Source organism: Paenibacillus sp. Y301 (genome assembly GCF_059445505.1).
Map to the genome: position 1 here is coordinate 13,813 of NZ_JCAIUL010000017.1, position 12,850 is coordinate 26,662.

The following is a 12,850-nucleotide window of genomic DNA, read 5'->3' on the forward strand; positions in this document are numbered from 1 at the left end:
TATTGTTTTATGTGTTCGCCTGCTACTTTTATAATGCTATATAAAACCTGACGGAGCGACTTTATCCTAATGAGTAAGCAGAGGATCGCGCGGAACTTTAACAACATATGAATAAAGATATATAAAGGGATGGGTTGAAGAATCTCAAAGAAGGCCCCAACAGCATATAACATTTCATTACCACAGCAGTCGCTACACTCCAATTCAGGTGACACATCCAACCAGCTAAGTGGCAGAGCCACGCAGACCTACGGCCCTAAAGCCGTTTGGACGTCGGTAATGCGCGTACGTTATCAGAAACTAGTGAGAAAGGGAATAAACCAGAACATGAATATGAAATATGAAATCAAAATACCTAAATCAGGGTATATCCAAGTGATCAGTTCTATATTAACTACTTACTTACTATTATTAGTACTTCGAAAAGATGATTTTTTATCTGTTTTTTTTGTCATTATCTTATTTTTAGGTAGCGTAATACAAGTAGTAATGCTATTGAAGAGGATCTTAAGAAAAAATAGTGAGCTAGAAATCACAGAAAATGCAGTTAAGATAAATCATATTGAAGTACCAATACAGAAAATCGAGAAGATTATAATACAAGGCTATTTTGTACAGAGTATCGGTATCAAGCTATATGGAAGAAAATTAGTTTCAATGGATTTACATTTTAGATTCAAGAATAATGAAGAGATTAACATAGAAGAATTAAAACAGTGGGCAAGTATGAACAGGATAAAAGTAACTAGTGGGAAAATATATAGATGGATATAGATATCATGAAAGTAACTCAGGGTGTCACTGGAATCAGATAAACAGAGTATTCACGCAGCGGATACGCCTTGGTCACTTGATGCTTTGGACAGAGTAGTAGATTCATGTGACAACTTCCTGCGGAAGTTCATGAATACCTGAACGTAATCGGAAATCAACGGATGTAATATGCAAGCCAAGGAGGTAAGAAAATATGAGAAGCTATTTTGTTAAGTTAGCTAATGTATTGATGTTATTTGTTCTTCTTATAGGATGTTCAAATAACTTGAATACGATGGTAAATGAACAAGACAATGAAGAACAGCAAATTCAAAAGGTGTTGAAAGGAATATATTCGTATGAATATAACTCAATTGAACCAGAGCATCAAGAAATAATAAATAAATGGTTAATTGAAGCAAAAACTAATACTGATCAAACAAAAATGTATTTTTATTCAATAGCTAATGAAAATGATAAAAAAAATAATGAAAAATATGGATACATATATGCAAAAGGTTATAAAGATTTTGAGGTAACATTTGTATACTCAGTAGATGATCCTAAAGAAAAAGGTCAACTACATATAGTTGGAAATAAAGGGAGTAATGATGATGAAGTGTTTATTAAAGTAAAGTATGATACTAGATTTATTCTTGGAGTAATTAATTCAGACCAAAGCATATTTAATCTTAGAAAGTGAGTTCTAGAAGTCGCTGACATTCGATAAACATTACATTCCTACATCGTCGCTGGTGCTCCTAGATCGCCTAGAGGAATTCTCTGAGAAGTGAATCTGGCGACACATCCAACCGGCTAAGTGGCAAAGCCACCTGGACCTACGTTCCTTAAGTCGTTTGGACGTCAGAAATGCGTAATGTTATATAACATACTTGCTTAGATAAAATTTATTATTATGATACAAATGGTATACCCATAATTTTAGGCTAAAATAATTAACTATCTAGGTACACGGAGGGGAAATATGCTATACGGACAACGAGTAACATTAAGGCCTGTTGTTGAAGAAGATTGGGAACTACGATATGAATGGCTGTCCGATCCTGTAGTTAACCGAACGTTACCATCAGGAAGTGGTATGCCACTAACACCGGAAGTGGTCAGAGAACGTACACGGAGGTACGCGCAAACAGATCCATCAGCTGTCTATTTTACCATAATCAAAGAAGACGGCATCCCGATGGGCAGTACCCAATTGTTTAAGATCCATCCTTGGTCTAAGCATGCTGAATTTGGTATTTGGATTGGGAACAAAATGGTATGGGGGCAAGGTTATGCAACAGAAGTGACAAGTGTTGTCCTGGATTTTGCGTTCGAGCGTTTAAACCTTCATAAAGTGTATTTGACGGTAGATGCTGATAATCCTGGTGCTATTCGGAGTTATGAAAAGGCTGGTTTCAAAAAGGATGGCATACTAAGAGACGACGTCTATAAAAATGGTCAATATGTCGATCGTATCATGATGAGTATTTTGAAACATGAATATTTAAAGAAATCTAATTAGAAAAAGGATATATAGGACATGAATTATAATGAGTCTATTATATTAAATTTGTAAGATATTATTTAGTTGAAGAATCCAGAAGCCAATCTTGTAAGTGAGATCAATGATGTCAGATATTTTAGTGGTGGTACAGGAAGGCAAGTACGTCATATAAACATTATATTCACGCAGCGGGCTTACGCCCCTTGATCGTCCGATGTATAATCATGGGAGATAATTCAGACAACGCACAAGCCGACCTAAGATAGGAGCTACCTAAGGTCGGCTCGCGTCGTTAATATGGGAACGTTATATGAAATCCTGGGAATATAATTAAAAACATAGAAAGGCAGGAGAAATAATTGAAAAACCATATTGAAGATCGTTTAGAAAACCTAGGAATTACTTTACCTAATGCTAGTAATCCAGCAGCTAGTTATACGAATTTTGTTATCGTAAACGGACTTATGTTTGTATCTGGTAAAGGTCCTACTGGAAACCCTAAAGGAAAACTTGGAAGTGATTTTAATACAGATGATGGATATGAATTTGCAAGGCAAGCAGGAATTGAGGTTCTTGCTGTAGTGAAGGATGCTTTAGGATCATTAGATAAAGTAAAAAGAGTTGTTAAGATTCAAGGATTTGTAAATGCAGAATCATATTTTGAAGAGCATCATAAAGTTCTGAATGGATTTTCTGAATTGATGTATGAGGTGTTTGGGGATAAAGGTGTTCACGCAAGATCTGTTTTTGGAGCAGTATCAGTAAGAGATAATCTTCCGATAATTGTTGATTCCATATTTGAAGTAGAAGAATAATGAAGAAAAATACAGGGATATTCGGAGATGCCTAGGACATCACATAACAATGCATTTTTGCTTAGTCGCTGACACTCCTTGGTCGCCAAGAGGTATTTCGAAGAAGTGGAATCAGGTGACACATCCAACCGGCTAAGTGGCAGAGCCCACCCGGATCTACGGTCCTTAAGCCGTTTGGACGTCAGAAATACGCAACGTTAGCTGAAACCGGTGAAGTGCATAACAACAATACTGTAAAGGACAACATATTATGAAAATCATACACGATCTAAATGAACTCAAAGGAACTTGTTATATAGAAGTACTACCAGGAAGATATAAGAGCAAATCTTGGAATGAAGAGTCTATTTTTTTCACGGAAGAAGACTTTATTTATTTCGAACCGATAATTGCAAATGTCTTCATTAACTACGACCATTACGCTTTCCAAGAGATTGGTAAAGATAATTGGTCAGAAATAATTGAGTCTCTCAAAGAACTACAAAGAACTACAAAGAACTCTCTTGGATAATAGCAATGAAATGATAGTAAATCTGGATGAGTTGATAAGATCATACTTTAAGGGTTCAACTATAATATATAGGAAGGAATATATTGAGAATTCCAATAAAATAAATGAATTAATCAACGAATTTAATGACTGGATAAGAAGAACACTTGAAAACTATGATGAGATATCAATATTAGGAATTTAAACATATTTGATTTGAATCGAAGAAACACCGGCATCTGATAACAATGCTTTCCTACATCGCCCCTATCGCTTCTTGGTTACCAAGGGGATTATCAGAGAAGTGGAATCAGGCGACACATCCAACCTGCTAAGTGGCAGAGCTACCCGGACCTATGGTCCTTAAGCTGATTGGACGTCAGGAATGCGCAACGTTATCGGAAATTGCTGTAGATAAATTAAAGATGTCATGGGAGGATAGTATGACGAAGAGAATTTCTGTATCAACGGGTTCTCCTTGGGAACCCGTCGTAGGATATTGTAGAGCTATACGAGTAGGAAATACTGTTGAAGTGGCTGGAACAACCTCAATGAAGGATGGAGAAATCATCGGGAAGGGCAGTGCATATTTACAAACAAAACAGATTTTTAAGACTATAGAAGAAGCTTTATTGAAAGTAGGAGCAAGGATGGAAGATGTAATAAGAACTAGAATGTTTGTAACTGACATCTCCCAGTGGGAGGAGATAGGAAGAGCACATGGTGAATACTTCAAAGATATCCGGCCTGTAGCTACAATGGTTGAAGTAAAAGCACTAATAGATCCTGAATTACTTGTTGAAATCGAAGTACAAGCAATAATTACATAAGGGCTTTTTTAACTCACTCAGGGAGACAGCAACATATATGTTCATGCATCGGCGGACAATCCGTCTCGGTCCCGGGAGATAAGTCGGGAAGTAGTTGCCGGGACACATCCGCACCACCTTAAGGTCACTACGTGACCTTAAGGTGGTGGGGACGTCGTGAACACGGAACCGTTAGGCGAAACCTGTACAAGATATATTTAATCATAAAATAATAAAAGATAATTTAAAAAGAAAAGTACAATTCACATTCCTGGAGGTAGATATATTTATGTTGATATTAGAGAAGGCAATAAAGAATGATGCAAAAAAGCTTACCGAGATACAAAAGGCCAGCTTTGATCAAGAATCTAAACAATTCAATAATAACGAAATCGGAGGACCTCCTGGCTATGACTCCACAAGTTGGCAAGAAGAAATGATGCAATATTGTGAATATTTCAAGGTGCTCTATAACGGAGGAATAATAGGGGGGACTTTGATATTAATAGAAAGCAATCAAGTACATAACTTAGGAAGAATTTTTATTGATCCGAACTTTCAGAATCAAGGAATCGGTATGAAAGTAATGAAAGAAGTTGAACGAATTTTTCCAGATAGCAATAAATGGTGGCTTGATACTCCTAGCTGGAGTGTCAAGAATCATCACTTCTATTCAAAGTGCGGATTCACCAAAGTTAGAGAAGAAGATGACCTATACATTTTTGAGAAGACTTTATTGAGTTATAATTTGATTGCGCTTTCAAGGATGGCACAGTCATCGTCTAACATTGCATTACCACAGCGGTCGCTACGCCCCTTGGTCACCAGGAAGAAGTTTCAGAGAAGTTGATTCAGGTGACACATCCACTCGGACCTACGGTCTTTAAGCCGATTGGACGTCGGTAACGTCCAAACGTTAGACGAAACACCTGATAGAGATAGAAAATATATAAAAAAGGAGTGATTCACATTGACAAGTACTAACGAAATCAAATCATCAATTAATGCCTTTATTCAGAACCTGACTGATTCTTCTAAATTCAATGGAAATATACTGGTAGCAGACAAAGAAGGTATTCTAGCTAATACATCTATTGGATTTGCAAATGTGGAACATAACGTACTAAATCAACCGAAAACAAAATTTAGAATTGGATCAGTGACAAAACAATTTACAGCAATGGCGATATTACAATTAGTTGATCAGGAAGAATTAAGTTTGGATACAACTTTGGCTAGATTCTTGCCACAATACCCTATTGTTCATCAAATTAATATTCATAACTTGCTTACACATACCTCGGGGATTTTTAATTTTTCTAATCAAAAAGACATATTAGAATGGTACAAGTCTTCCCTTTCAATTAAAGAAACAATGGAGAGCTTCTTGGATATGCCTGTTAACTTTTCACCCGGTGAGAAGTATGAGTACTCAAATTCTAATTATTTTTTATTATCGTATATCATCGAAGTAGTATCAGGATGTAGTTATGAAGAGTATATTAATGAACATATATTTAAACCACTCGCAATACAAGATTCTGGTTATGATAATGAAGCAACAATTATTTTAGACAGAGCGAACGGTTATTATATCGAGAATGAGGTACTGAAAAATGCTCCATATATTAATATGAAAATTCCACAAGGGGCCGGAGGATTATATTCTACAATAGAAGATTTATATAGATGGGATAGAGCATTATATACTAGTTCACTAATTAGTGATGAATTAAAGATGAAAATGTATACACCCTATTTAGAAAATTATGCATATGGGTGGATGATTCACCATATTGGAGAACGTAAAGTAGTATTTCATTCAGGTGGAATTCATGGCTTCAATTCTTTTATTTGCAGATTCATTGAAGAACAAGTATGTGTTATTGTATTGAATAATTTCTCACAGGATACAGGTGAAATTGCTATGAAAATATCTACCAGAATTTTCGAATGATTACTTATGAGGTCAGGTGGATCGTCTAACAATGTTTTACAGCATCGTCGCTGACGCTCCTTGGTCCCCGAGAGGGATTATCTGTGAAGTGGAATCAGGCGACACATCCAACCAGCCAAAAGGTTTCCATACGGAAACAGATTAAATAGTGAAAACCATGAAAATAGCTTGGAAATATTTTAAATAGGGGTATAAATGATTTTCTGGATTATTGCTTTTGGAGAAAATTCTTCAACGAATACTTTAAAACGGACATTTGTCATTTTAACTTTATACTTCACCTCTTATCAATTCAGTTACGTGAAGAACTTATTAGCTAAAATTTCCAAACTGATAGAACAGTATACAACATATTGAGATTTTGAATATCATTTTTGATGATGAGAACGTAACTTAATAGTGGAAGTGTGAAGTATGAAAAAAATATTATTGGTTTGTATTATGATAATGTTGATGCTAGCATCGGCTTGTGGAAATGTGGAAATGACATCAAATTCAAATATTTCCAGTGAACCTAAAGCTGAAACGGATGAGCCTATTATTCCAAAAAATACATCCGAACATTGTACTGTAGATCGTATAAATTTGGATAGTGAAACTGAAAAATATTTCTATGGAACTTGGAAAGTTGAGAAACTTTTAGGATTTGCAAACTCATATAATGATGCTTCTGAATATCCAACAGGGCAAAAATTTATTGAAGATGAAATTATCATCAATAAAGACTTTTTTTCATCAAAAGGACTTAAAAACTATAGTGATTATCAATATGAACTAAAAAAACCTTTATATGAGATTACAACGACATGCTATAACTCTGACTCTTTTTATAGATTATATAAAATAGATATCCCAGACTTAAATATAAATGATGTAGTAAAAGTAATAAATATAAGTGACCCTTCTACAAAACTTAGAATACCTTTAAGTTTTTTTGTTATTAATAACAACAGGCTTATCTTGTTAGCAGAGGCAACTATTTTTGAACTTGAAAAAATTACTGATTAAATGAATTAAGGTTATGTAATAAGTTCTGTGCTAATAGAATAGAAAACATCCAGAAAGGTAAGGATTGGAATGTTTCCTATGCGGAAACAGGATTAGGTAGAATCATTAGAGAATTAAGAGAGTTAAAGAAGGAAACACGTAAAAACCGGAACAAGTAATTTAAAAGGGTAAATAGAAGAAGAAGGAGCATCAGTTAACATTGAATTACCACAGCGGTCGCTTCGCTCCATTGGTCACCAGGAAGAAGTTTCGTAGAAGTTAATTCTGGTGACACATCCAACCAGCTAAGTGGCAGAGCCATTCGGACCTACGATCCTTAAGCAGTTTGGACGTCGGTAATGCGCGAACGTTAGCTGAAATCCCAACAATAATAATCGGAACATTGGAGGAATAATGAATGCATATTTCCAAGATGAATCCTGAAGAATTAATACCAGAACAAATGATAACTCTATTGTATCTTAGTGGTCGAATGGAATCAGAATTGAAGGGCGATTGTATCATGGTATTCGGCAATGGGAATTTAGATAGGTCCAATAAAGCTAAACAATTATATAAAGAGGGAAGAGCTCCGATTATTTTATTTTCAGGAGGAGATAAGTGGGGGCAACGCGATGAAATTGAAGCAATCTCTATGAAACAATATGCAATTGAACAGGGTGTTCCAGAAGAAGCAGTAGTAATAGAAACAATTTCAAATCATACTAAAGAAAATGTCTTGGCATCAATATTAGTATTAGATCGAGCACTTGGATTACATAAAATTAAGAGATTAATTGCTGTTAGTGATTCTGGTCATTTGAGGAGATGTCTACTTACTCTCAAAACTTATATGCCTAGTTGGATAGATTTTGAAATGGTTGGAACTGACGTAGAACTACCACTTAATTGGTGGAATATAGGTCCAATCAGAGAGAGGGCCGATAAAGAAATAAGGAGTTTAATACATTATATTAATGAAGGCCAACTAAAAGATGATGAAATAGCATTGTAAATGAATTATTCGTTGAGAGCTGGGACATCTGATAACAACACATTCTTGCTGCGTCGCTGACGCTCCGCGGTCGCCAAGATGGATATCATAGAAGTTAATTCAGGCGACACATCCAACCGGCTAAGTCTGACGACCCGGACCTTCGGTCATTTAAGCCGCTTGAACGCCAGGAATGCGCGAACGTTAGATGAAATTGCCTAATAACTGATAAAAACCAAGATCAGGAGGACATATATGTGGATATCATATGAAGAAAAAAGAAATCATCCTCCTGATTTTCGTGTGAGATATAGATTTTTTACTATAGATGAGGGTGGTAGGAACGAGCTCCCACATCAAGGATATAGAAGTGATTTTGCAATAGAAGCAGATTTCAATAGATCATTTATTGACTTAAGAATTATTCATCCAGAATTTGAAGAAGAGAATGGAAAGCTAATTCCAGAAGAAACAATTACAATTCATAATTCAGGAACAGCAAGAATGTGGATTTTTTTTCCCGAATCAAGAGTACGACATAGAAATGAATTAGTAATTGGGATGAAAGGTTATTTCATGGAAGGGAATAGGAAAGTAGCAGAAGCTGAGATTATTGAAATAATAGGTTTACATACAAACCCAAGCAGTGTATAAGAACTTGATGATATCGCGAAGAAGAGGCAACATCATCTAACAAAGTTTTCACACATCGTGGCATTCACCCCTTGGTCCGGCCAGAGGGATTTCAGTGAAGCAGAATCAGCCGGACATCGATTTACCTAAGATAAGAGCTATCTAAGGGGAATTGATGTCGCGAATATAACAACGTTATAGGAAATCAGCGAATTGATTCAGAGAATTGATGAGTGGGATATCATCAAAGATGATGAAAAAGAGAAAAGAATAAAATACATTAAGCATAGGTGTTATTAACATGAAGAAAAAAACTAGAGAAATTATTGTAAATGATAGAATGTATTCATATGTTATAAATCAAGAATATATCCAAAACAAAAGCCAAATTACTTTAAGGATTTCATTAGAGGGTTCGAAAAATAAAACGTGTATATTTAGATTCATAACTTGGGAAGATGCAGTTAGGGGGAGTCCTTTATTAGTAGGTGTAAGGATAAATAATACAGAAACAAATGAAATTGTAAGTTATAATTTACATCATCCACAACAGATAAGGAGGTTTATATTATTTGCTTTAGATAATGGATGGAATGGTGAAAGTGTAATGGAATTTCATAATGGACTTGATATTATGAGTAAGATGGGGTTTGATGTATTGTGGTTAAGCCCAGTAATAAATATTTATAAAGAACATGATCAAGTGGGGAAAACAATGACCTGTGGGTTTTCGAGAGGGCGCTGACATCCGATAACAATTCATTCTTACTATGTCACTATTCGCTCCTTGATCACCAGGAAGGATCTCGAAGAAGCGGAATCAGGCGATACATTCAACCAGCTAAGTCTCACGACCGGTTCCCTATGGTCACTTAAGCTGCCTGAGCGTCAGGAATGCGCAACGTTATCAAAAATTAACGCTAAAAAATAGATATGAAAGAGAGTTCCATATGAAGATGTTATCTCAATCAAAGTTTAGGTTCTTCATAATCATTTTATTTTTGTTTTGGGTTATTCTACATGGATTTGAAGGAAATCAAATCTTGGATTCTGGATATGCTGCAAATGAACTTAAAGATGTTGATAATGCACTAGGAGCTATTGTGTATGTTCCAGTTATATCGACGCTGATTTATTCGATAGGAGTAATTATTAATTTATTGGTTTACGGTGTGATTTTAGTTGTACTTAAAATTAAGAGGAAATATATCATAATGCTAGACATAGTCTTATTACTTTTATATTTGGGATATGCCTTGTTTATGATATTGCAATTCGTTCAGAGGAGTAATGAATTACTAAAATGGAATGTATATTGGGGTCTTATTGCTGAAGGAGTCTATTGCATAATTATGCTTTTAATTATCGCTGATTTTGGAATTCAATTTATTAAAGGCGTAAATCTAGCGTTCTCAAGAAGGTATTAAAATTCTTCATGCTTCGGTCCATAATGCCTCGGTCCGCAAGGAGCATTTGGCAGGGAAGCAGATTCAGCGGACACATCCATTCCCCAAGATAAGAGCTATCTAAGGGGAACGGACGTCGTGAATAAGGGAAACGTTATCAGAAAGACTTGATTTATATTTAAACCAATAATTTTTTTGAGGAGATAAAAATGGAAGTATCTAGTACTTTCCAGACAAGAAAGACAATTATTGATGATTTAAAACTACTTGGCGTAAAAGAGGAAATGACTTTGATTGTTCACTCCTCTCTGAAATCTTTAGGTAAAGTTGTAGGGGGGCGGTTACTGTTATATTAGCATTGGAAGAGGCGGTTGGAACGAATGGAAATATCGTTATGCCTACTCAATCTGAACATTTGTGTGCTCCGACGGAAAACAATGATTAACCCCCCCTGTGTCACAATAGTTGTCGTACCTCTCAATAGAATGTACAGTAGTTAAAAAGAGAGAATGAGGTGGATCGACAATGGCTAGATATAGTAACGAACTTAAACAACAGATTATGCTACGGATGATGCCCCCTAATAATGAATCTGTAAGTCAGATTTCGAGAGATAGTGGGTTGGCAGAGGCCACATTGTATAAGTGGTAAAAGGAAGCACGAGCGAATGGTGTTGCTATGCCCGGTGGTGAAAAAGTAACTGAGAAATGGAGCACACGAGATAAGTTTTCCATTGTCATAGAGACAGCCACATTAAGTGAAATTGAGTTGTCTGAGTACTGTAGAACAAAAGGTCTCTTTGTAGAGCAAGTGGAAGCTTGGCGTGATGCTTGCATGCAAGCCAACGGAGGCGTTGCAGAACAAGCTACAAAACTACAAAAAGAACTACGTAACAAAGAACGTGAGATGAAGACACTAACCCGTGAATTAAAACGAAAAGATGCCGCATTAGCTGAAACGGCAGCCCTACTGGTGTTGCGAAAAAAGGCCCGAGCAATCTGGGGGGACCCCGAGGAAGACTAATTCCTGCCTCAGATCGTCAAGTCGCCATTACACTCATTGGGGAAGCTGTACAGCTGGAGCACGGGAGAGACTGGCATGTCGTGAGCTTGCTATTACCCAGCGAACCTTACAACGCTGGCGTAATGAACAATCTCCTTTCGAGGATCAACGCCCGCATGTTGTAAAGCGATCTCCATCTCATAAACTTAGTGAACCTGAAGTACAACAGATCCTTGAAGTCATTAACAAAACCGAATTCAAGAGTTTACCACCCAGTTAGATTGTTCCTAGACTCGCAGATCAAGGCATCTATCTCACCTCAGAATCTACCTTTTATCGTATTATGCATCAGCACAAGCAACAACATCATCGCGGACGTAGCCAGAAGCCTAGTATTACGTGGCTACCAGATCCAGGAAAGGGATATTCTTTTATCTCTATCTTATTCTCGATTTATTTAGCCGTAAAATCGTAGGTTGGGAGATTTGGGATGAAGAATCTTCTGAATATGCAAGTCAACTCATGCGGAGAACCGTGCTAAAAGAACAATGTGTTATTCGAAAAAGCCCCCTCATTTTGCATTCAGATAATGGCAGTCCAATGAAAGGTTCAACCTTGCTTGAAACCCTATACAGTCTTGGAATTACACCTTCTAGAAGCAGACCTCGAGTGAGCAACGATAATCCGTATGCTGAGTCTATTTTTAGAACGTGCAAGTATCGACCGGATTTCCCTGTGAAAGGTTTTCAAAGTAGAGATGAAGCACGCGAATGGACATTACGATTTGTCGATTGGTATAACACCACGCATCGCCATAGCGGACTGAAATTCTTGACTCCGAACCAAAGACATCAAGGTAATCTGAGAAGATTTTCGCAAAAAAAAAACAGGTCTATGAAGCAGCAAAAGCGAAGCATCCTAGTCGTTGGTCCAGAGAAATACGTGATTGGGATCTGAAGGAACAGGTATGGCTCAACCCCGAGAAAACAGTAGAAAACGAAGCTAATAAAAAACAATCCAACTAACTACATAAGTTCTATAGAATCGCGACAACTATCTTGACAACTACCAATTCATAAAAATTATGATAGCTGGTGAACCAATAAAAATAAAATGTTACAATCAAAATCTTTGGGTATCTCTAAATGGATATCAAACCAATTATTCTTATACGGAATTAGTAACTCTATGGATCTATTTAAATAAACAAATACTCAATGTATTGAAGAATGCAAGTGATGAACAAAATAATAAAAAGGCCATCTTAGAAGACAATAGAACGGTAACCTTAGAATGGTTAGCTGAGGATTATATTAATCATACGTTACATCACATTAACCAGATATTAGAAAGAGTCTTGTAGGGAAATCGAAGAAGACAGCAACAGCGTCTAACATTGCATTACCACAGCGGTCGCTACACTCCCTTGGTCACCAGGAGGAAGATTCATAGAAGTTAATTCAGGTGACACATCCAACCGGCTAAGTGGCAGAGCCA

Annotated in this window: 14 protein-coding genes and 2 pseudogenes; all 16 read left to right on the top strand. The window is 36.4% G+C overall.

Annotated features, from left to right (window positions below):
- Window positions 1-333 precede the first annotated feature (333 nt).
- The 16 genes and pseudogenes from AC1D69_RS21495 to AC1D69_RS21570 all read left to right on the top strand — a co-directional run bounded on the left by AC1D69_RS21495 (window position 334) and on the right by AC1D69_RS21570 (window position 12,378).
- Complete coding sequence (locus tag AC1D69_RS21495) at window positions 334-774, top strand: hypothetical protein (RefSeq protein WP_495458176.1); 441 nt, start codon at window positions 334-336, stop codon at window positions 772-774.
- Between the two features lie 193 nt (window positions 775-967).
- Entirely contained in the window at window positions 968-1,456 is a 489-nt protein-coding gene (locus AC1D69_RS21500; RefSeq protein ID WP_495458177.1) for a hypothetical protein, read from the top strand.
- A gap of 282 nt (window positions 1,457-1,738) precedes the next feature.
- On the top strand, window positions 1,739-2,278 hold the full coding sequence (locus tag AC1D69_RS21505) for a GNAT family N-acetyltransferase (RefSeq protein WP_495458178.1): 540 nt from the start codon (window positions 1,739-1,741) through the stop codon (window positions 2,276-2,278).
- Between the two features lie 341 nt (window positions 2,279-2,619).
- Window positions 2,620-3,075, top strand: a complete 456-nt coding sequence (locus tag AC1D69_RS21510) for a RidA family protein (RefSeq protein WP_495458179.1) — start codon at window positions 2,620-2,622, stop codon at window positions 3,073-3,075.
- A 250-nt stretch (window positions 3,076-3,325) separates the two neighbouring features.
- Window positions 3,326-3,586, top strand: coding sequence for a hypothetical protein (locus AC1D69_RS21515; protein WP_495458180.1), 261 nt, complete (start codon window positions 3,326-3,328; stop codon window positions 3,584-3,586).
- 422 nt (window positions 3,587-4,008) lie between these two features.
- Window positions 4,009-4,395 (top strand): RidA family protein, encoded by a 387-nt coding sequence (locus tag AC1D69_RS21520; RefSeq protein WP_495458181.1) that lies wholly within the window; start codon window positions 4,009-4,011, stop codon window positions 4,393-4,395.
- A 268-nt stretch (window positions 4,396-4,663) separates the two neighbouring features.
- Window positions 4,664-5,110 (top strand): annotated as a pseudogene (locus AC1D69_RS21525) (GNAT family N-acetyltransferase); the annotation flags it as partial.
- A 234-nt stretch (window positions 5,111-5,344) separates the two neighbouring features.
- A complete protein-coding gene (locus AC1D69_RS21530) occupies window positions 5,345-6,331 on the top strand; it encodes a serine hydrolase domain-containing protein (protein ID WP_495458182.1) in 987 nt (328 codons plus the stop codon).
- A gap of 414 nt (window positions 6,332-6,745) precedes the next feature.
- Window positions 6,746-7,339, top strand: coding sequence for a hypothetical protein (locus AC1D69_RS21535; RefSeq protein ID WP_495458183.1), 594 nt, complete (start codon window positions 6,746-6,748; stop codon window positions 7,337-7,339).
- 397 nt (window positions 7,340-7,736) lie between these two features.
- Complete coding sequence (locus tag AC1D69_RS21540) at window positions 7,737-8,333, top strand: YdcF family protein (protein WP_495458184.1); 597 nt, start codon at window positions 7,737-7,739, stop codon at window positions 8,331-8,333.
- 234 nt (window positions 8,334-8,567) lie between these two features.
- Complete coding sequence (locus AC1D69_RS21545) at window positions 8,568-8,966, top strand: hypothetical protein (RefSeq protein ID WP_495458185.1); 399 nt, start codon at window positions 8,568-8,570, stop codon at window positions 8,964-8,966.
- 280 nt (window positions 8,967-9,246) lie between these two features.
- On the top strand, window positions 9,247-9,690 hold the full coding sequence (locus AC1D69_RS21550) for a hypothetical protein (RefSeq protein WP_495458186.1): 444 nt from the start codon (window positions 9,247-9,249) through the stop codon (window positions 9,688-9,690).
- Between the two features lie 205 nt (window positions 9,691-9,895).
- On the top strand, window positions 9,896-10,372 hold the full coding sequence (locus AC1D69_RS21555; RefSeq protein ID WP_495458187.1) for a hypothetical protein: 477 nt from the start codon (window positions 9,896-9,898) through the stop codon (window positions 10,370-10,372).
- Window positions 10,373-10,560: 188 nt separating this feature from the next.
- Window positions 10,561-10,707, top strand: coding sequence for a hypothetical protein (locus AC1D69_RS21560; protein WP_495458188.1), 147 nt, complete (start codon window positions 10,561-10,563; stop codon window positions 10,705-10,707).
- Between the two features lie 2 nt (window positions 10,708-10,709).
- Window positions 10,710-10,796, top strand: coding sequence for a hypothetical protein (locus AC1D69_RS21565; protein WP_495458268.1), 87 nt, complete (start codon window positions 10,710-10,712; stop codon window positions 10,794-10,796).
- Window positions 10,797-10,876: 80 nt separating this feature from the next.
- Window positions 10,877-12,378 (top strand): annotated as a pseudogene (locus tag AC1D69_RS21570) (transposase).
- Window positions 12,379-12,850: the final 472 nt, after the last annotated feature.